This window comes from Ktedonosporobacter rubrisoli (assembly GCF_004208415.1).
In the GTDB taxonomy this organism is placed as follows: Bacteria; Chloroflexota; Ktedonobacteria; order Ktedonobacterales; family Ktedonobacteraceae; genus Ktedonosporobacter; species Ktedonosporobacter rubrisoli.
Map to the genome: position 1 here is coordinate 8,096,263 of NZ_CP035758.1, position 20,777 is coordinate 8,117,039.

At 52.7% G+C, this 20,777-nt stretch carries 18 protein-coding genes; 11 read left to right on the forward strand and 7 right to left on the reverse strand.

What is annotated here, in order from left to right; all coding sequences use genetic code 11:
• Positions 1-243: 243 nt before the first annotated feature.
• Positions 244-852, forward strand: coding sequence for a hypothetical protein (locus tag EPA93_RS35070; RefSeq protein WP_129891975.1), 609 nt, complete (start codon positions 244-246; stop codon positions 850-852).
• Positions 853-1,149: 297 nt separating this feature from the next.
• Here EPA93_RS35070 and EPA93_RS35075 read toward each other — a convergent pair whose 3' ends face one another.
• From EPA93_RS35075 to EPA93_RS35105, 7 genes are all read right to left on the reverse strand, one after another.
• Positions 1,150-2,211 carry a lipid II:glycine glycyltransferase FemX gene (locus tag EPA93_RS35075; protein ID WP_129891976.1) on the reverse strand — a complete coding sequence of 354 codons (1,062 nt, stop codon included), beginning with the start codon at positions 2,209-2,211 and terminating at the stop codon, positions 1,150-1,152.
• A gap of 191 nt (positions 2,212-2,402) precedes the next feature.
• Positions 2,403-3,521 (reverse strand): lipid II:glycine glycyltransferase FemX, encoded by a 1,119-nt coding sequence (locus EPA93_RS35080; RefSeq protein WP_129891977.1) that lies wholly within the window; start codon positions 3,519-3,521, stop codon positions 2,403-2,405.
• A gap of 6 nt (positions 3,522-3,527) precedes the next feature.
• Complete coding sequence (locus tag EPA93_RS35085; RefSeq protein WP_129891978.1) at positions 3,528-4,091, reverse strand: GNAT family N-acetyltransferase; 564 nt, start codon at positions 4,089-4,091, stop codon at positions 3,528-3,530.
• A gap of 335 nt (positions 4,092-4,426) precedes the next feature.
• The gene (locus EPA93_RS35090; protein ID WP_129891979.1) at positions 4,427-5,926 is read right to left on the reverse strand and encodes a hypothetical protein; all 1,500 of its coding nucleotides are present in this window, start codon (positions 5,924-5,926) and stop codon (positions 4,427-4,429) included.
• Complete coding sequence (locus tag EPA93_RS49300; RefSeq protein ID WP_207229281.1) at positions 5,923-7,326, reverse strand: ABC transporter ATP-binding protein; 1,404 nt, start codon at positions 7,324-7,326, stop codon at positions 5,923-5,925. The genes EPA93_RS35090 and EPA93_RS49300 overlap by 4 nt, the downstream gene beginning before the upstream one ends.
• Positions 7,327-7,368: 42 nt before the next feature.
• Positions 7,369-8,205: a MerR family transcriptional regulator gene (locus tag EPA93_RS35100; protein ID WP_129891980.1), complete on the reverse strand. Its 837-nt coding sequence runs from the start codon at positions 8,203-8,205 to the stop codon at positions 7,369-7,371.
• A gap of 165 nt (positions 8,206-8,370) precedes the next feature.
• Positions 8,371-8,958 (reverse strand): hypothetical protein, encoded by a 588-nt coding sequence (locus tag EPA93_RS35105; RefSeq protein ID WP_129891981.1) that lies wholly within the window; start codon positions 8,956-8,958, stop codon positions 8,371-8,373.
• 339 nt (positions 8,959-9,297) lie between these two features.
• Between EPA93_RS35105 and EPA93_RS35110 the strand changes: the two genes are divergently transcribed.
• The 10 genes from EPA93_RS35110 (at position 9,298) to EPA93_RS35155 (ending at position 20,725) form a co-directional block, all read left to right on the forward strand.
• On the forward strand, positions 9,298-10,350 hold the full coding sequence (locus tag EPA93_RS35110; RefSeq protein ID WP_129891982.1) for a helix-turn-helix domain-containing protein: 1,053 nt from the start codon (positions 9,298-9,300) through the stop codon (positions 10,348-10,350).
• 141 nt (positions 10,351-10,491) lie between these two features.
• Positions 10,492-11,835, forward strand: coding sequence for a glutamine synthetase family protein (locus tag EPA93_RS35115; RefSeq protein ID WP_129891983.1), 1,344 nt, complete (start codon positions 10,492-10,494; stop codon positions 11,833-11,835).
• Positions 11,836-12,435: 600 nt separating this feature from the next.
• The gene (locus EPA93_RS35120) at positions 12,436-12,936 is read left to right on the forward strand and encodes a hypothetical protein (RefSeq protein WP_129891984.1); all 501 of its coding nucleotides are present in this window, start codon (positions 12,436-12,438) and stop codon (positions 12,934-12,936) included.
• Between the two features lie 108 nt (positions 12,937-13,044).
• Positions 13,045-15,306, forward strand: coding sequence for a peptidase domain-containing ABC transporter (locus EPA93_RS35125; RefSeq protein ID WP_422877904.1), 2,262 nt, complete (start codon positions 13,045-13,047; stop codon positions 15,304-15,306).
• A gap of 133 nt (positions 15,307-15,439) precedes the next feature.
• The gene (locus tag EPA93_RS35130; protein WP_129891986.1) at positions 15,440-15,685 is read left to right on the forward strand and encodes a mersacidin/lichenicidin family type 2 lantibiotic; all 246 of its coding nucleotides are present in this window, start codon (positions 15,440-15,442) and stop codon (positions 15,683-15,685) included.
• 97 nt (positions 15,686-15,782) lie between these two features.
• The gene (locus tag EPA93_RS35135) at positions 15,783-16,025 is read left to right on the forward strand and encodes a mersacidin/lichenicidin family type 2 lantibiotic (protein WP_129891987.1); all 243 of its coding nucleotides are present in this window, start codon (positions 15,783-15,785) and stop codon (positions 16,023-16,025) included.
• A 96-nt stretch (positions 16,026-16,121) separates the two neighbouring features.
• Entirely contained in the window at positions 16,122-16,364 is a 243-nt protein-coding gene (locus EPA93_RS35140; RefSeq protein WP_129891988.1) for a mersacidin/lichenicidin family type 2 lantibiotic, read from the forward strand.
• Positions 16,365-16,462: 98 nt separating this feature from the next.
• Positions 16,463-16,705: a mersacidin/lichenicidin family type 2 lantibiotic gene (locus tag EPA93_RS35145; protein ID WP_129891989.1), complete on the forward strand. Its 243-nt coding sequence runs from the start codon at positions 16,463-16,465 to the stop codon at positions 16,703-16,705.
• Positions 16,706-16,785: 80 nt separating this feature from the next.
• A complete protein-coding gene (locus tag EPA93_RS35150; RefSeq protein ID WP_129891990.1) occupies positions 16,786-17,025 on the forward strand; it encodes a mersacidin/lichenicidin family type 2 lantibiotic in 240 nt (79 codons plus the stop codon).
• Between the two features lie 457 nt (positions 17,026-17,482).
• Positions 17,483-20,725 carry a type 2 lanthipeptide synthetase LanM family protein gene (locus EPA93_RS35155; protein WP_129891991.1) on the forward strand — a complete coding sequence of 1,081 codons (3,243 nt, stop codon included), beginning with the start codon at positions 17,483-17,485 and terminating at the stop codon, positions 20,723-20,725.
• Positions 20,726-20,777 lie beyond the last annotated feature (52 nt).

Sequence of the window (20,777 nt, forward strand, 5' to 3'; positions counted from 1 at the left end):
TCTGTCTGCCAATAAGCAAAAAGCTAAGTATGTGCTTCCTCATCTGTTTATCGATATGCACTTGTTTAGCCAGGGGATATCTTATAGATAAGGAATGTATCGGCAATGGCGCTGATAAAGGAAGAGGTGAGAGAAAAGTGTATCTCCCCTCTACTTTAAAAAAAGATGAAAACATATTAACAGCGAAAAGCCTGCTTTCCTCCTGCTGATAAAACTTTTAGCTTTAAGGAGATCTTCCATACTATGAAGCAATTTGGTAAAGTTGGAGCAGCAGTGGCTACCCTGGCAATGGCCGCAGCTATGTTGTCAACGGGCGGCAGTGCTCATGCAGATTCTACAGGAATGAGGGCCATTCGCAATGGTCTGCATCCTTCCGAGGCACAGCCTACCACGGTCGTAAAGAGGAAAACTGTAGGTTTTGTGACGGTCAATCCTCCTTTTGCCGCCCGTGCAACAGTCGCTTGCCCTGATGGTTATCAGGCAACCTATGGTGGCTATACAACTGATCTCTATCCTGATGCGTCAAGCTTTAACAGGACGCTCAACGGACCCAGGCTTGATGCCTCTGGCACACAGGTTGGCTGGATCACCGAGATCAATATTCAGAGCGCCCAGAGGGGTACTTTAACCGTCTATGTGAATTGTCGGTTGGATTCGAAGGACACCATCAACACAACGTCTGCTCCAGCCCAGACCAGCAGCTCGGTACAGACAAGCCCGATACGAACTACGAGCCCGGTGCAGACAAGCCCGGTACAGATGGCCAGCCCGGTACAGACAAGCCCAATACGAACCATGAGCCCGATGGAAACGAGTCCGATACAAACAAGCCCTATGCCCGTTGGCCGTTAATAAGCCAGGCCTCTTGAAATATCACTATCGTGTGCAAAGTTTCCTGAGCAGTCGAGATGGCAATGAGAGATGTGTGATGATTGACTCAATGGTCTGTACCGGAGGGAACACACAATGCTTTATCCTGTCGTCTCGGCGGCTTTTGCTTGCGGGAGCAGCGCAAGAGACACAAAATAGCAGCTTGCCCACATTGTTTGCGCCTGAGCAAGCTGCTAGCAGAAACTTTGCCTACCACGAGTCCCGGCGTGTTGGTTCTCTATCCTCCTACGAATTCTGCAGAGGGCAGGCCGGAGCTCATTACGGATGGGCGGCCGCCGCGCGTTTAAAGCGACGTTCATCGCGCCAGCGCTTGATATTTAGCAGTTTTCTATAAGCTTCGTAGAGTAACGGTTGATAGACGAGATCGTGAGTCTCCAGGGCGCGCATAGGATAGCCGCCGAAGCCGCGCTTAAAGACGTAGACACCCCATAATTCCTGCCCTTCTTCGAGAATATCGGGAATGCCACGAAAGTTATAGTACCAGCAGCCGCGCGCTTTGGCCCACTGCATGCTAGTCCACTGTAAGAGGTGATTGGGCATGCGTTCGCGCTGCTCATTGGAGGATGCGCCGAACATATACCAGCTCCAGTGCCCCAGGCGGAGGATGATCGTGCCGGCGATAGGTTTACCCTCGTATTCGGCTAGAAAGAGGGCCACGCGATCCCCTTTGCTGTACATGCGCAATATGTCATTGTAATGGGCTTTCTTGTGGATAGAGAAGCGATCCCGCTCGCTGGTGGTCTCGTAGATACGGTAGAAGGCATCGAAATCGGCCTGGCTCTCTCCCTGGCGTACCGTTATACCTTTGCGGCCGGCCAGGCGAATGTTATAGCGCCATTTTTCCTTCATGCCCGAAAGCAAAGCCTTTTCGTCAGGGCGAATGTCCAGTACCCACTCGTGCCGAATATGTGTGGCGTATGGATTGGGGCGAAAACCCTGGCGCCGTAGAGCTGTCTGCCACTCGGTGTCATCGGCCAGGACACTTGGCTCAACTTTGAGCATAAAGGCATTACGTTTACGGGCCTCGGCTCTGGCAAAGTTAAGCAAGACTGTCATGGCTGGGGAGGCCGGATCATCGATGACGGGGCCGCGCGGCGCATAGAAATAGGTTCTGTTTAACACAGGAGCCCGTGAGACAAGCGTGAGCATAGCGGCACAAAGCTTTCCATCCGCATCTATAACGCCGATGCGTAGTGCCTCCGCTGCGTTCAGATGGGGAGCAAGCTCTCCCCATTCATAGGATTGGGTGATATTGCAGCATTTAGATTGCGCTACAAAGTCGTTCCATTGCTGGCAATCTGTGATGATCCGTGCCTCCACTCTCGATCCTTTCTATCCTGCACGTAGTATGTTATCTCGGGCCTTCTTTTCATTCATCTTCGCTAGAGTCCAGTGGTCTGTCAGGGCTGTGTTCCAGCTTCCCCCCTTACCTGCCGCCGCAGGCGGCTCTCTCCACATGAAGTTTGACAAAGCACTAGATGAAAGGTGATTTTAAACAGTATAGAGAATATTTATTTAGTTGTACTTGATTGCTTGCCGCGCTCAGCGCGCTCCAATTCGATTTTCTGGCGCTCTTTGTGCCGCCGAGCTCGGCGGATCTCAACCATTTTGCGCCAGGCCTGATAGATTAGTGGATGATAGACGTAATCTTGCGTGGGCATATTCAGGCGCGAGAAGCCGCCAAAGCCTTTCTTATATTCGTAGACTCCCCACATTTCCTCTCCTGGCTCCAATATCTCAGGGATGGTGCGGAAATCGAAATAGCTGCAGCCCTTTTGTTTGGCCCACAGGATACAGCGATACTGCAGCAAATAGGTAGGCTTCAGATTGCGCTTATGGTTGGAGGAAGCGCCGAACATATCCCAGCACCAATCACCGAAGCGGATCAACATCTTGGCAGCGATGGCTTCGCCTTCATGCTCAGCTAGATAGAGCACTGCATCGCCCTTACTGGCGAAATGACGCAGAATCTCCTTGTTGTAATCCTTACTGTGAATGAAGAAATCATCGCGCTCGCTGGTGATCTTGAGCAAGTCGTAGTAGGTATCGAAATCGGCCTCGCTGTTTGCTTCGCGGATAACCACGCCCTTGCGCTCTGAGGCGCGTACGTTCTGGCGCCAGGTCATTTTAAAGTTGGCCAGCAGCTGCTCGGCGTCGGGTCGAATATCGAGTACCCAGCTTCGGCGTCCGTGGATTGCTATCGGGTTGGAGCGGAAGCCCAGCCGGTGATAGGTGGCAAGCCATTTATGCAGATCGGGGTCATCATCGGCGATATTAGGCTCCAGACGCAGCACTACTGCATGTTCCTGGCGCGCTATATCGTGCGCTTGCTCGATAAGCGCTTTTAGGGCTGGAGAGTCCAGGCCCTCGACGGTGGGCCCACGCGTACCATAGAGCCAGTTAAGACGTAAACCGGGCACTGAAGCAGGCAAGGGCACCGGAGCAACTGAAAGCTGCAAGGCACCAACCAGACGGCCATCTTGGAGTGCTCCCAGGCGGTAAATATTCCCACCAAGATAACGATTTAATTCGCCCCACTCGTACGATTGGAGCAGGTGTCCGCGTGGCTGCGCTGTAAGGAAGTTGTTCCACTGCGCCTGGTCGCTAATTTCCTTGATGCTTATCGTCATAATAAATTACAGGCTCTCCAGATATTCTTGCCTGAGCAGGCTGTAGACGCGCTCATCATGGAATTTGCCGAAGCGCGGGATTACTTGACGCATTACCCCTTCATATTTAAAGCCGGCTTTCTCGGCGGCGCGCCAGCCTCCAATGTTCTCTTCCATGGTTTGCGCCTGGATACGATTCAAATTGAGCTCCATAAATCCGTAGCGGCTCATGAGCCTGGCTGCTTCGGTCCCATAGCCTTTGCCCCAGAGCGAGCGTTCACCAACGATGACATAAAGCTCCGCGCTCTGGTTCATATAATTAATGTCTCTGAGCCCAACCAGGCCGATAAGACTGTTATCGCTAGTAAGGGCAACGCCGAAAATAATATGCCTTGAGTCTTTGTACAGGCTCTCTAGCCGCTCCTTGTTGCGCACCTCGCTGCCCGGATAGATTGAGAAATAGCGCCGGACCTCTTCATCATTGTGCCATGTCGCGTACAGGTGACTGTCCTGTGCAGGCTCTAACGGGCGCAAATAAGTACGTTCACTGACCAGAAAGGGATTCTGCATATTTGATGTGTCTTGCGCCATTACCATAGCCTCCCTTGTGTTTACGCTGCATAATACAGCCTCTTTTCCTGTATCCTCTGCAGTAGCCTTTTTTCAGTATCTTTAAGCAGATCGAAAAGGCGATTATCGCACTTTACTTGTCCGATGAAGAGTATACATGTATGGCTGGAAAAGGTCAATTGAATAGGCTCCATGTCCTTTTGTGTCCTATGCGTGTCCCGTAGATTCTGCTCTTGTGCGCTTGCCTTCGCTTCCAAAGCCCTGGCCAGATTTATTGACAAAGCCTGTCTCAAATCCAGCCAGGATCATCGCTCAAGAAGACAATGCGCGCTCGCTTGCTCTAAGCCTGTGATGTGTTATCCACGCCTCAGCAGACCGCGAATATGCCTCTTGTTTACGCGCCACATCCCTGCCAGCACCGCCAGATCCAGCAAGAGCAGGCTGAAAAGCGCAATTAAGGCCGGGAGTTGCCAGAGTAGGAGGAGCATGGCAACAAAGAGGAGCAGGCCGAGATTGAGCAAACCTATGCGCCGCAGCGTGAAGGTTCCCTCTTCCTGTAAAAAGAGTTGCTCGCTGCCTTCGACTATGGTTTGCAAATCCAGGTCCCAGGTGCTACCCAGGACGAGCCAGGAGAGAGGGCCGGTGCTGAGCAGGGCGCTGGCCAGCACGGCAAAACCAAGCTCGCGCGGGCTCAGGCCATAATACCAGCTCAGAAAGAGGCTCATGGCCAGCCCGATGAGGAAGGCCGGGTATAAAAACAGCTTGAGCTTGGCCCGTAGAATCTGGCTTAGCTCAAGTGGCATGCTCAGGTACAGGGTAAATCTGTTGCCCTCGCCGCTTATGGCGTTTGGCGCTACCTCCATGAAGGTCATGCAGGCCAGCACGGAGGCGTAGGCGGCGGCGAAAAGGCTGTTAGCGATGTGCAGCGGGGCTATAAGAGCGTGCACAAAGGGATAAAGGACTATGATTACGCAGAAGAGCAGGAGGCGTAGCCAGAACATAATATTGCGGTTCTGGCTGGCGATAGCTCTGCTAAACAGAGCGGCGGTCAGGCTACGCTTCTGCAAGAGGAAATGCTGCAGTACTCCCAGGCCTGGAAAGGCGCGGGCTCTGCGCGCACGATCCATGCTCTCTAGCGTACTAAAGGTGGCCTTGTAGAGCCGCCCGTTAAGACCGGCCAGCGGTCCCAGCCCGGCGATCAGCATAAGCCCAAAGCTGAGAGCCAATCCATAGGCGAACAGTGGCGAGCCGACAATGGGCCAGCAGAGCGCACACAGGGCTACTAAGAGGAGTACGGCGACTGCCATATAGAGGCGCGCTTTGAGCCGCCCCGCTGGCAGCAGATAGCGTATAAAGAGCAGCGTGCCCAGAAGGGCGCAAAGTACTGTGGCTCCTATGCCAAGTTGGAGCAGGAGCAGCCAGGCGAGCGCTGTCCAGCCCAGGGTTGGGAACAGGCCATAGCTCACGACGATGAGCTGAGTGATTAGCCAGCTTCCCAGATTGCTCAGCAAAAACGAGACGTAAAAGCTGCGAAAATGGCTGGCCTCTGGCAATGGCAGGGTAAAGAAGAGGAGCGTTTCGTTCCTACCTAAATGCGGGCGCACGCTAAGAATCGTCAAGAGCGGCAAGCCGATCCATATGCCCGCACAGAGCAGCCAGAGGCGCTGGTTCAAGATGTGTTCGCCGGCGGCTTGCCATTGCGGGACATGCAGGGCTAGCTGGCTGGCTGACCAGATACCCAGAGCCAGGCTAATGATAATGGCAAAGATGGTGGTAACCTGTGAACTTCGTTCATGCAACAGGCCGTTACGCAGGGCGCGCAATTGTGCGCGCAAGATGAGCAGGGCGATTCTCATATGCTGGCCTCCTCTGGCTGTCTGTTTGTCAGATTAAGAAAGACTGCTTCCAGGTTGCTAGCCCTGGCCAGTTGACGCAGCTCTGTGGCGCTTCCTTCAGCCAGTAGCTTGCCTCGATGGATAATGCCGACGCGCTGGCAAATCTCTTCGGCGATGGCCAGGTCATGGGTCGAAAGCATGATCGCGGTCCCGGCCTGGGCAAGCTGCAGCAAGAGATCTTTAAGATGACGCGTACTGCGCGGGTCCAGGCCATTGAAGGGCTCATCAAGAATAAGCACCTGCGGCTGGTGTAACAGCGCGCCGGCCAGGGCTAATTTGCGCTTCATGCCCAGTGAGTATGAGCCGCAAAGCCTCTCGGCATATTCGCTGAGCTCTAATAGAGCAAGCAAATGGGCTGTGCGCTCCTCGGTCTCGGCAAGGGACAGGCCGCGTACCTGACCCAGAAAGCCCAGAAATTCGCGCCCACTTAGCCGCTCGTAGAGGATCGAGCGATCAGCCACATAGCCAAGCGCCGCTTTAGCAGCTACGGGCTCAGCCCACATATTATGGCCGGCAATCCAGGCCTTACCGCTATCGGGCTCTAACAAGCCGACAAGCATTTTAATGGTAGTTGTCTTGCCGGCTCCATTCGAGCCAAGGAAGCCATATATCTCTCCGTAAGGGATGTGCAATTGGAGATTATCGACAGCCGTAAAGCCGGCAAAGCGTCGCACAAGCCCTTCTATGCGGATAGCTGCCCGGCCGGCTGGCTCCTCGGGCCTGTTCCTGCTGATGGCTAAGCGCAAAGAGGGAGCCTGATGTGCGATATCCTGGCCCAATTCATCATCTTGTCTCGTCCTCTGCTCATCAGCCTTCATTGTGTTCAAGGAGTCGGGAAGATTCAGGGCTTGCAGGAAATCTTCGCGTTTATCCACATTGATCAGCAGTGTGGAGGCGGTACAGAGGCGGCGCCCTACTTTGAGCTCAAGAGGGTGAGCCAGGGTTAAAAGAACCTGACCCTGCTCGGCAAAGCAGGCTGTGATACGCTGCATCTGCGCGTTATACCTTGCGCCGCTGACCTGAAAGAGCGTAAGTCTCTCGTGTACTGCCTGGGCCGCAGCCAGTTGATCGCGCGTGATACGCGCCCTGAAGGAGAAACCATAGCGTAACTCTATATGGCTGCTGCTCAACATGTGCTTTGTCCACAAGGGCGCAAGCAAGAGCCGCAGGTATAAGTAGATGAGAAGCGCGGCCATAACGGCCAGCAATCCGAACATGATGATTGGATTGTGAATCAGTACGATGATCAGCAGCACATAGACGCCTCCTTCTATACAGAGCATAAAGGAGAGAGTAGCTAGCATGCTGAGATAGAGCTTACTGTGTGCTGTGTAAGGGAATATTAAGTCTGATTTTTGCATTGCCTTGCCTTTTCTCTATGTTTAAACGCTACAATAAAAGCGTTAATCGCTAAATCGATCAATTTGTGCTGATGGCATGAAGGGTTTGGTGGCCTCCTGCAGTACGTAAAGCTGGGATGGGGTATAGAGAATCGAGAGTATAGAGGTAATAATGGTATTGGGAGGACCATCCTGCCATGCCGATTGCGCAGCCATCTCCTGGAAGATCTTTTGCTTGCCCAGATAGTGAGCAAAGTCTTCGGCGAGTTGCTGCACTTCGGGAGCCTCTTTGGGCAGATTGGCAACAGCTACCAGCCGCTCGCCTAGCTCTGACATCTCCTGAAAGGCTTCCGGCTTATCGGCAAAGTTCTGCACAACTGCCTGCACAGCTTCCTTGAACTGTTGCTGCTGATCAGAGGGCCAGCGAAAGCCATCAAGGACGAGATAGGCCCGAGCCTCCTGTTCCCAGAGTTGCTGGCTGACCGGCAACTGCATGCGCTCGAAAAATTGCTTGACTAGCTCAAGACTTGGAGAATTGATCTGTAGCCGTTCGACTGAGATTGTATCTTCCTGCAGCAGTGCGCTAATTTTCTCCCGCCTCTGTTCTAATTCCTTAATCTGCTTGTCGAGCTCCTGATCAAGCGAGAGAAGCACATCGCGCAGCGAGTGTGCCTGTCGTGGCTCGCCCAGCACGTCCTTGATCTGCTTAAGCGAGAGGCCCAGCGTTTGCAGGCGCTTGATCATCTCAAGCCGCAACAGATCATGGGCGTTATAAAGGCGGTAGCCAGCTTGTGTGCGTTCGGGCTTGCTGAGCAGACCAATTTTTTCGTAGTGGCGAATCGTCTTGGGGGTCACTCCAAGCAACTGGGCGACTTCGCCAATGTGCAGTAATGTTCTCATACCTCATTTCCTCCCTCATCCCGTACTATACAACCTTGTCCTAAGGATAAGGTCAAGAGCTTGGGGGCGGATCCTGGCAAGGAGGCACAGAGAACATCTGCCTGGCGGGAAGCTGCGCTTCAGGCTTATCCCCAGCCACTTTAGACCGGGATAAGCCTGAGAAGATTAGCTAGGCGCATACTGATAGTTTTGTCTGATGATGGTACAGTGCTCCGGGCTCGTTTGTGGGGAGATGATGTGGAAATGGTATTCGCCCTCCTGATTTTTGGGGAAGGTTACTTTCTGGCTGGCATGCGCTGCAATACGTACCGAGGCCGGCGAAACGTTAGATGGCAGATCGCTTTGTACCACTGTGATCTCTTGATTGGTCTGGTTAGCCCAGATGATACCTTTTACATCGTTTGCTGCAACATAGAGCTTGTAAGGCGCAAAAGCTAATCCACCTTCGGTTGTATAAATGTTGACAGTGGCCCAATTATCCGGCGTAGGAATGCCTTCAGGCGTTACTGTCGCGCTGGTTGTGCTCAGTGGCTTCGTAGCTGCCTGGGTCACAGATGGCTGAGCCGTGGACGAGGCTGTTTTCGTTGATGCTGTGGCATCCTGGGAATTTTGTTTGTCGCTGCCCTGATTCGAGGCGGTAGATTCTGTATCTTGCGCCTGCTGGGATGTAGCGCAGCCAACCAGAAGCGTTGCGATCAGCATACACAGTATAAGTGGGGCAATCAAGGCTATTTTTTTTTGATTTTTAGGCATAAAATCATCTCCTCACATGTATTTGATTTAGTAAAAGTTAGAACATAGCCAGGGCATAAGCATAGGGCTGAGCGCTATCTGCATAGGCTCGATTGCTCTAAAGTATGCCCGGAGAGTGCCTGGGCTGCCACATCGATATCTCATTGTTTCCTCATTGCTTGCTCATCGTCTTATAGTATAGAGCTTCTTAAAACGAAGAATTGCCTTCATAAAGTTGAGCCAAATAATGTCTGTCTTAATGCCATGGACGGCAGGAGAATACTCTGTCTCGCTTCAAAAGCTTGTAGCTTTCGTATGGACTAGCCAGGGCATTGCCTGATTCAGGAGCAGCGATAGAATATGGATTTCCCGCAACGACTGAAGTCCCAACGCATATTGCGTGGGTGGTCACAGGCTAAACTAGCCGAAGAGCTGGGTACAACCCCGAATACGATTAGCGTATGGGAGCGTGGCATTTCTTTGCCGTCGCCCTACTTTCGGGAAAAGCTTTGCGCTCTGCTGGCCATGAATGCAAGAGAATTAGGCTTAGTGATTGAGGATGAAGTGCAGGCACGAGCCTCGCTAGAAACTGAACAATTAACCCTTAACGTGCAGGAAGTTGAAGCGCCAGTAGAGCCCTTGGGAACAGCTAAGGCTCCTGGCTCGACTCAAGCTGCTGGCGCGGGGTCGCTTCTCAGACAGGGGCGGCTCAGCTTCTGGCAGCCAGCCAGCTTCATAAAGCGGCGCTGGCTGCTAGTTGCGTGTATCATCTTGCTGCTGGCTGGCAGTGGCATAGGCCTGACGCTGCTAAATGCTATGCGCTCTTCCAATCCTTATATGCCCTATCAAGGAACGCTAGTGCTTGATGATTCTTTGTCCGGCCAGGATAACCGGCTAAACTGGATGGAAGGTTGGAATAAAAATCAGGCCAGCTGCCAGTTCAAGGATGGCGCATATTACTCGCAGCAACCGCAGCAGGGCTATTTTCATGCCTGCATTGCCCAGAAAACCGACTTCAGCAATTTTGCTTACGAGGTAGAGATGACCCTCTATGAGGGAGATTATGGAGGAATCATCTTTCGGGCCAAAGATAGCCTTGATGATAAATACTATCTATTTCGCGTGGCTACGGGTGGTACATTTATGCTCAAGCAATATCTCGATGGAATCGATGCGCATGCTGTCTTGCTCGACCAGGGGCATAGCTCTGCTTTCAGAGCTGGTTTCGGTCAGCAGAACAGGCTCGCCGTCGTGGCCCAGAACGATCTACTGACGCTTTATCTCAACGGGCAAGAAGTGGCTTCCGTCCATGATAGCAGCTATCTGCATGGGCAAATTGGCGTTCTGGCCGGCAATGACACGCATGCTCCGGCGCGGGTCGCCTTCACCAATGCAAAGGTATGGAGCTGGTGAGACAGTGCTTAGAAGCTGATGGAGGAAGAGCTAGCGACCTCATTGTGCTCTTGCCCACTCCTTGCTATACTGCTTTGCAGTAAGGAATTTAATCGTCCCTGCTTGTGTTGAAGATCTAGCGAACAGGAGTGTCCATTTCTCATGAATGTTCAAGATGTGCTACAGAGCGCGCGCACGGCTAATCTGCGTCTCGTCCGCTTCCAGTACTGCGACAATGGCGGGGTTATTCGCGGTAAAGCTACGCATGCCAGTAGATTGCCCACCCGCATCTCCGAGGGCATCGGACAAACGCTAGCGATGGGGGCCTGGACGGGCGTAGAGACCCTGGCTGCCGTCGAGAGAATGGGGCCCGTGGGCGAGTTCCGGCTGATCCCTGATCCACAAACTTTTAGCATTTTGCCTTACGTGCCCAATACTGCCAGTATGATGTGCGATATGATTACCCTGGACGGGCAGCCGTGGGCCGCAGATCCACGCGCTTTTCTCAAAAGGATGCTCGCTCGCCTGGCCCGGCAAGGGCGACGTTGCGAGGCCTCTGTCGAACATGAATTTTATTTTGCTCGCCAGGAAATGGGCAAATATGTCCCTGCAGATCGCAGCCTGTGTTACAGCACAAACGGACTTGATGAGCAGGCCGAGGTCATGGATGCAGTGCTGGCAGCCTTAGAGGCGCAAGGGATTTTGATCGAGCTCTTCCATACGGAGCTTGGGCCTTCCCAGCAGGAGCTCTCGATCCATCATTCTGAAGCCCTGCGAGCCGCCGATACTGTCTGTCTTGTGCGCGAGACTGTGCGTGGCGTGGCGCGTAAGTTCGATCTTCTTGCTACCTTTGCGCCTAAGCCCTTTATAGACCAGGCCGGCAGCGGTGCCCATATCCATTTTAGCCTGTGGGAAGGTAAGCGCAATCTATTCTACGATCCCACCCAGCCCGGTACGCTAAGCCAGCTTGGCCGGCATTTTATTGGCGGAGTGTTGCATCACTTGCGCGGCTTGCTGGCCCTGAGCTGTGGCAGCGTCAATTCGTATAGTCGTCTCCTGCCGCATTTCTGGAGCTCGGCCTATATAGCCTGGGGCTTTGACAATCGTGAGGGGGCCATCCGCGTGCCTTCGACTTTCTGGGGACGTGAGGGCGATTCGCTCAATCTTGAGCTGAAATGTGCCGACCACAGCGGAAATCCTTACCTGGCGCTAGGTGGCTTGCTAGCAGCGGGCTTAGATGGCGTCGAAAGGCGTCTGGAGCCCGGAGAGCCTGTGGCGATTGATCCCGGAAACTTTAGCGATGCCGAGCGTGAGCAGCGCGGGATTCGCCGCCTGCCCACAACCCTGAGCGAGGCCCTCGACGCGCTTGAGCAGGACCAGGTTTTGCTAGATGCCCTGGGACCGCTACTTTCTGCGGCCTATCTGGCGGTGAAGCGCAACGAAGTTGACTTTTTCAAGGATAAATCGCCAGAAGAGATAGCCGCTCAGCACTTCTATAAATTTTAAGCTCAAGATTTATTGACCTGTTGTAGTAGGCTGGTTAAGGCTCTCCAATCCTGATTTCTTCACAGCCCGCCAGGGGTGAAGAGGAGAGCCAGCAGCGCGGCTTGGGTGGACAAAGTGGCGCTCGCCAGGCTTGCCTTGTCCACCCGAAGCTCTAAACAAGCGCTTACACCAGAGCGCTGAGAAAATCCTCAACATTTTCGGCATCAGTACTATGCATGAATCTCGTCTATAAGCCAAAATTTTTGTTCCCTGACTTCATCTCAAGCTCCTTAAATTACAATTTGTTTCTTTGCATAATGTAGTATGGCGCATCGCATACCTAATTATCACCCCTCAGAACGCAACAAGCGAAAGCCGCATACAGGCGGTTCAAGAGGATTTAATAAAGAAATAAGTAATCAAATATGAGTATGAAGATAAATGACAAATAGATTAAAAATGATATCAGAGGGAACTTGTGCTAGTTGTTATACTATAGACAGTAGTTCCCTTTTGACTAAACAAATCCTTGGCGTTAGAGAAATTATGTTAATACCGGAACAATCAATTTATCGTAAAAGTGCATTGAAGCGCTATATACAACTCAGCAAAGGAAAAGATGTGGTACCGCATATTGTTGCCATACCAGTGGCAACTTTTCTATGGGTGCTGCTCATCCTCACGCTTATAGGTGGCGTTACCGCCTGGCTTGCGCGTGTCCCTGTCTATGCTTCGGGTTCCGGTATAGTGCTGGCGCAGCAAAGGCGTAGCGCCCAACGAGACAGCTTGGCCGTGGTATTTTTCTCGCCGGAGCAAGCTGTTAACTTACGAACGGGATTGTCAGTACAGGCCAGGGTTATCTCTATGGATCAGGCCGTAACCGGTAAGATCGTAGAAATAGAGCCAGGCCTTGTTAGCCCTTATATGGCTTGCCAGCATTATAGATTGATTGATGGTACATGTATGATCGATAAGCCATCGATATTGGTATTAATCAACCTGGGTAGCACGGTTCCTGTTGCGCAGTATGCCGGAAGCGCGCTTACTATCCGTACGCAGGTTGGCTCACAGCGTGTTCTCGCGCTTTTACCAGGGATGGGAAGTCTGATTGGAGAGCAGTAAATGGGCAAGATACCACAAAAAACGAAATTACTACGCGTAAATACGCTACAACATAGCAGGACAACGACTTGTAATCAATTAAAAGCTATATCATCTGCTAAGCAAAATATATCTGTATATCAAAAGCAGTCTGAGGGTTCAGAAGCTTCGCATCATACAACTGAGATTGGGCAGAAGCTAAGCGGACGACTAAAGCGCAAGCATGTTCCACTCCTGAGCCAGATGAGCAGAGTAGAATGTGGCCTGGCTTGCCTGGCCATGGTGCTCAGCTACTATGGGCGTAAAACATCGATATCTGAGATCCGCACTCAATGCGGGGTCGGCCGCGATGGCCTTTCCGCACTGGGCATTGTGAGGGCTGCCCGGCGCTATAAGATGAGGGTGCGGGCGGTCTCGCTCCAGCATAGCGATTTGCGCTATGTGCCCTTGCCGGCTATCGTGCATTGGGAGTTCAAGCATTTTCTCGTGGTAGAGAACTGGACCTCGAAGTTTGTCGATGTGGTGGACCCGGCGCATGGCCGTCAACGCCTGACAAGCGAAGAATTTGACGCAGGTTTTACCGGCGTGGTTATTACGCTAGAGCCTGGCACAAGTTTTGAGTATAGTTCGGATTTCAAACGCCTGTCGTTAAGCCGCTATTTGTTCGAGCATATAAAACAAATGCCGCTGACACTGATTCAGGTATTGTTCACCTCTTTACTATTGCAAGGATTGGGTCTGGTCCTGCCACTCTTAAACAAGGTGGTTCTGGACCAGATCATTCCTGCCGAGATGAGTAACCTGATGTTTTTACTTGGTGTCGGCATGCTCATGCTGGTGCTTTCCCAGGCGGTTACAACCCTTTTGCGTGGCCTGCTGTTGGTCTACCTGCGAGCTCGCATTGATAAACAGATGATACATGGCTTCTTCGAGCGCTTGCTAATGCTGCCGTATAGCTTTTTTCAGCAGCGCTCAAGCGGCGATCTGTTAGCGCGCGTAAATAGTAATACGATTATTCGCGACACTCTTAGTAGCCAGCTGATAGCCACTCTGCTGGATAGCGGTATGGTGGTACTCTATCTGTTTATCTTACTCTGGCAGTCGCTGCCCTTTGGCATAATCACCTTAATTATTGGTTTTTTACAAATTGCCTTGCTCCTGGCTACAAAGCGTCCAATGGCCGAGTTAGCGCATCGTGAACTGGCTGCACAGGGTCGCTCTCAGGGCTATATGGCTGAGGCGCTGGTCGGCATCGCGACGCTGAAGGCGGCCGGGGTTGAAGATCGAGCTCTGGCCCGTTGGTCCAATCTGTTCTTTGAACAACTGAATACTTCGCTGCACCGTAACTATCTCTCGACGCTTATCGATTCGGGGATGAATGCGCTGCGTACACTGGCACCGCTGGCGCTTTTATGGATGGGCACAATGCAGGTGCTCAATCATACGATGAGCGCAGGAACTATGTTTGCCCTGAATGCGCTGGCCATTTCTTTTTTAACTCCTTTGTCCTCCCTGGTGACAAGCGGGCTTCAGCTACAGATTGTGCCTGCCCATTTTGAGCGCCTTACCGATGTGACTATGGCAGGCTTCGAGCAGGATAGAGAAAAGGTGCAATCTCCTCCACGCCTGAGCGGCCATATTTGCCTGCGCAACGTTAGCTTTCAGTACGATCAGCAGGCCCCAAAGATTTTGCAGAATATCAACCTGGAGATTAAGGCCGGCCAGAAAGTGGCCCTTGTTGGCCGCACGGGCTCTGGTAAAAGCACCCTGGGGAAATTGCTTCTTGGCCTCTATATGCCGACCGAGGGCGAGATTCTCTATGATGGCATTCCTTTGCAGAATATGAACTATCAGGAAGTTCGCCAGCAGTTTGGGGTGGTAATGCAGGACAATGTTATTTTCAGCGGCTCGATATTACAGAATGTTACGCTCAGTGATCCCGAGGCAAAGGTAGATCGCGTTACGCACGCTACCCGCATTGCTGGAATCCACGAAGATATTATGAAGATGCCGATGGGCTATGAAACGTTTGTCTCGGAGGGCGGCAGTGCGCTCTCGGGTGGGCAGCGGCAGCGGGTGGCAATTGCTCGCGCTATTGTCCATAATCCGGTGATCCTTCTGCTCGACGAGGCGACCAGCCATCTTGATGTGATTACTGAGCACAAGGTAGAGCAGCAACTGGCCACTCTATCCTGCACGCAGATCATTATTGCCCACCGCTTAAGTACGATTCGCGATGCCGATGTGATTATCGTTATCGATCGTGGAACCATTGTTGAGAAGGGTTCACACGAGGAACTGATGCGCTTAAATGGCTATTATACCCGCCTTATGCAGCATCAGCATGCCGAGAAGGGGCCACAAGAATTTGACGCCCCGGCTAATAGCTAGTCGACAGTATGTATTGACATAAGGTCGACGTTTATTATTGGGCATTCCGGCCTGAGCATAGCCCTGGCTATGAGCAGTCCGTTGCCATAGATTTACCAAAGATAGTACGTTGAAATTGAAAGGAAACAAGCACATGAAGTTTGATATCGTTCGCGCATGGAAAGATGAGAGCTATCGTGAGAGCCTGAGCGAGGAAGAGCGCGCGCTTCTTCCGGAGAATCCCGCAGGCGTTGAGCTGAGCGAGAGCAGCCTGGAAACCGTCTATGGTGCCCATGGTGGCAGCAACGCTGGTGGTCAGCAGACCTACAACCTGCTGCTCGCTTGTAATTCTGTTGCTATCCTGGCTGGCGCACAGTGTAACAACGGCAGCAACGATTAATAGTTCACTTGAACTATTTGGGGTCAGGCATACGTTGGGTGTGTCTGACTCCTGACATAGATGAAAAACATAGTCAAAGAGAAAAGGAAACAAGCACATGAAGTTTGATATCGTTCGCGCATGGAAAGACGAGAGCTATCGTGAGAGCCTGAGCGAGGAAGAGCGCGCGCTTCTTCCGGAGAATCCTGCAGGCGTTGAGCTGAGCGAGAGCAGCCTGGAAACCGTCTATGGTGCCCATGGTGGCAATAGCGGCGGCCAGCAGACCTACAACCTGCTTGCAATCTGTAACTCCCTGGCTGTCCTGGCCGGAGCGCAGTGTAACAACGGCAGCAACGGTTAAGAATTCGCACAAACTGAGTGGGTCAGGCATACGTTGGGTATGCCTGACTCCTGATATAGAAGAGAAAGACATTCGAAGAGAAAAGGAAACAAGCACATGAAGTTTGATATCGTTCGCGCATGGAAAGATGAGAGCTATCGTGAGAGCCTGAGCGAGGAAGAGCGCGCGCTTCTTCCGGAGAATCCTGCAGGCGTCGAGCTGAGCGAGAGCAGCCTGGAAACCGTCTATGGTGCCCATGGTGGCAATAGCGGCGGCCAGCAGACATTTAACGCACTGGCAATCTGTAACTCCCTGGTAATTCTCGCTGGAGCACAGTGTAACAACGGCAGCAACGATTAATAGATCGAACAAACCACTTAGGGCGGGCACATTTCATGCGTGCCTAACCCCCGATGTAGAAGAGAAAAACATAGTCAAAGAGAAAAGGAAACAAGCACATGAAGTTTGATATCGTTCGCGCATGGAAAGATGAGAGCTATCGTGAGAGCCTGAGCGAGGAAGAGCGCGCGCTTCTTCCGGAGAATCCTGCAGGCGTCGAGCTGAGCGAGAGCAGCCTGGAAACCGTCTATGGTGCCCATGGTGGCAATAGCGGCGGCCAGCAGACATTTAACCTGCTCCTGGCTTGTAACTCTGTAGCCGTTCTGGCCGGAGCACAGTGTAACAACGGCAGCAACGGTTAATATTCGACCGGGCTTGTTGGAGTCGGGCGCATTTCACATGTGCCTGACTCCTGATATAGAAGAGAAAAGGAAACAAGCACGTGAAGTTTGATATCGTTCGCGCATGGAAAGACGAGAGCTATCGCGAGAGCCTGAGCGAGGAAGAGCGCGCGCTTCTTCCGGAGAATCCTGCAGGCGTCGAGCTGAGCGAGAGCAGCCTGGAAACCGTCTATGGCGCTCATGGTGGCAGCGCAGGCCAACAGTCGTATAACGCAATTTTGATCTGTAACACTCTGGCCATTCTCGCCGCAGCACAGTGCAACAATGGTAGCAATCAGTAATAGCTCACCTGAACTATTTATAGGCAAGCATGCTGTTATTGTGTTTTGTCTATAACAAATATAGGCCAGGATACTGCGGTTTATTTCCTGGCCTATATTTTGTCGTTGTTGGATTTTAAAATAGCTTTTCGCTGCAGATAACAAGCTTATGCGGCTATATCCCCGAGCTCCATAGCATGGAACTAATACGACTCCTACCGGGGCAGCTCCCTGGTTTCCAGCTTGCAAGTGACATTTTCAAGCTTTGAAAGCAAGTTTCGATCCAGGTTCAGGCCATCACCTTTGGCTGCTAAATAAGGCTCGGGCGAGGAGAACCAGTTCGGTACCGAATTGCTCTCTATATACGAGGACGAGGGCTATTTCACCCACCTGGCAAGAGGAAGCCATTCAAAGAGAAAAAGGAGGAGCGGGAAGGACGCTGCTTCCCAGAAAGGGAGAGGTCCCACGCCGCGATTTTATGAAAGAGATATCAGCTAAGACAAGTAACATAGTCAAGGAATATAAACAAAGTGCGGCGTGGTATCGGGCTCTGACTCTTACTGAGCGCCTTGCCGGGTTTCAGGACCACCTGAGCTCTAATCGTGCACATTCTGAAACCGCTATCCAGAAGCTTAAACGCTGGCAGGAACAGGAGCCTTTTAGCCAAAATCTGCCCTTCTCACGGCGCCTGGCTCTAGATAATCTCAGCGAAGATACTTTGCTTACGCTCCTGAGCGAGCCTGCCGAAGCGCTACAGGTGCGTATTGAAACGCCTCCTTCCTGGCTGCAAGAATTGTTTGCTGCTTTTGAGGAAGAGGCCATTACTGATATTTTCGTGCCATTAGCAGAGATTACGGATCAGACCTCGCGCGCTTTCTTGTCAGCTCTTGAGCCACTCTTCAAGCGCGGACTTGCACGCTTAGAGCTTGGTATAGAGACGCTCGTGGCTAGCTATCCTCACCTCCCAATTGATAGACAAACCATCGTTCCGTTGCTTTTTAAGCATGGTGCCGGTGTCGTGCTTCCCATTGTTAGCCGAACGTTTGTGCTGGAATTGAACGTTGCCCGTGTGCAAGGACGTTTGCAGGGCGAAACTCCTGAGCAGCGCTTTCACGACTTCTTCCAGCAGATGCAGCAGCCCGAAAATATCCTTGCGCTGCTCATGGAATATCCGGTATTGGCTCGTTGCGTGATGGAGGCTATTGAGAATTGGGTCAACTGTGATCTACTGTTTTTAGCGCGCCTGGGTGCTGATTGGGAGCAGATCCGCAACATGTTTGCCGGTGGCAACGATCCCGGTGTGCTTGTAGAGGCCAGCAGCGGCGCTGGCGATATGCACAGAGGAGGGCAGAGCGTGTCCCTTCTTACCTGGAGCTCAGGCTTTCGACTGGTCTATAAGCCACGTTCTCTGGCCGTCGATCTCCATTTTCAGGAGCTGCTGCTCTGGTTGAATGGGTGTGGCTTTCAGCCGGCTTTCCGCACGCTTAAGATCCTGAAAAGGGAATTACATGGATGGTGCGAATTTGTCTCGGCCCAGAGCTGTAATTCAGCTGAGGAGATTGCGCGCTTTTACCAACGGCAGGGCGGTTATCTGGCAATTCTCTACATCTTGGAGGCCGCTGATTTTCATGCCGAGAATTTGATAGCCGCTGGCGAGTATCCTATGCTTATCGATCTGGAAGGGCTATTTCAACCACGGCCTGAAGTGTCAGCAGATGTACAGGGCTACTATGGCAACGACGCAATTGGACATTCTGTGTTGCGAGCCGATTTCCTGCCGCGACGAAACTGGTCAAGCGAAGAGGCGGCGGGCATAGATTTCAGCGGCTTAGGGGGCCAGGCGGGTCAAGTTGTGCCGGTGCCGGCACCTGCCTGGAAGGCTATGGGTAGCGATCAGATGTATCGTGGACAGACGCAGATCGAGCTAAAGCTGGGGAAAAACCGTCCTCGCCTGCACGATCAGGATGTTGACACTGTGGATTATCGCGAGGATGTTGTGACAGGTTTCACCAATGTCTATCGCCTGTTTTTGCGCTATCGCCAGGAACTGCAGAATATCCTCTTACCGCGCTTTGCCAATGATGAGACACGCGCCTTGTTGCGTCCATCGCAGCTCTATGCTCTCCTGGTAGATGCTAGCCTGCATCCTAATATGCTGCGCGATGGGCTTGATCGCGCGCGCCTCTTTGATCGTCTGTGGATGGGCGTTGAGGTGCAACCGGGCTTGAGCAGGGCCATCCAGGCGGAGCGTGCGGATATGGAGATCGGGGATATCCCGGTATTTACTACCTGCCCAGGCACGCGCGATCTCTTTACTGCGTATGGCGAATGCATCCCGGCGTTTTTTAAGGAGGCCAGCATAGAGCTGGTTCGTACCCGCATTCAGCAGCTCGATGAGCGGGATCTAGAGCGGCAGATCTGGATTATTCAAGCATCTTTTACCAGTATGATGCTTGGCGGTATGCCCAAAAGCAAGCTCCAATTACAGCCCTCGCAAACCAGGGCTACCTATGAGCGATTGCTTGCGGAGGCGCGCGCCATCGGCGATCGCTTGCAGATGCTGGCAATTTCCCACGAGGATACTGTGGGCTGGCTGGGTATTACGCATTTCAGGGAGCGTGAATGGCAGTTAATGCCAACCGACACGGATCTCTATAGCGGGCTTTCGGGCATTATCCTCTTCCTTGCCTACCTGGGCTCGCTGACTGGTGAGAAGCAATATACTTCTCTGGCGCGTAAGGCCTTACAAAGCGCTCGTAACCAGATCAGAGTACGTAAGGTCCGTGAGCAGTGGGGGTGCATCGGCGCCTTTGATGGCCTTAGCGGGTTTATCTATCTGCTCTCTCATCTAGGGGCGCTCTGGCATGAGCCGGAGCTCTACCGGGAGGCCGAGGAGATTTGCGCGGCGTTGCCGGATTTGATTGACGCCGATGAGTTCCTTGATGTCATCGCCGGGTCCGCTGGCTGTATTGCTGCCCTTCTCAGCTTATACGCCGTGGCTCCTTCTGCTTCAATCCTGGAGCTGGCGCTCAAGTGCGGCGATCGCCTGCTTGCTCATATCAGTACGATGCCCTCAGGGATTGGCTGGTGCTTACAGCAGGAGAAAGTGCCGCTGACTGGCCTTGCCCATGGGAATGCGGGAATCGCCTTGAGCTTGCTGCGCCTGGCTGCGGTGAGCAAGGAAGAGCGCTTCCGCGAGGCTGCCGTGGCGGCCCTGGAATATGAGCGTAGCCTCTTTTCCGAAGAATTGCAGTGCTGGCCCGATCTGCGCGGAGAGGGATTAGATACATATACTGAGCAAAACTATATGGTGGCCTGGTGCCATGGCGCGGTCGGCATCGGGCTGACGCGCCTGGCAATGTTAAGACATTTGCAGGATGCCGCTCTCCATGCTGAAATAGATGCAGCGTTCAAGACCACCCTGGCCCATGGCTTTGGGCGAAATCACTCGCTCTGCCACGGCGATATGGGGAATCTGGAATTAATCCAGGAGGCGGCGAGACAATTGCCCGATCCCTATTATGCAGAGCAGTTTAAGCGCCTTGTGCCGATGCTGCTGGATAGTATGAGCGGGAATAAGTGGTTAAGCGGCATCCCTCTTGGCGTGGAGGCTCCGGGCTTGATGGTAGGCCTGGCCGGGACCGGCTATGCGCTACTGCGCCTGGCTGCTGCGGAGCGGGTGCCATCAGTACTTGTGCTGGACCCGCCAATCCAAGCTTAGCTCGGCAAGATAAAAGGAACCCACACTACCCCTGTAGTGTGGGCTCCCAAGG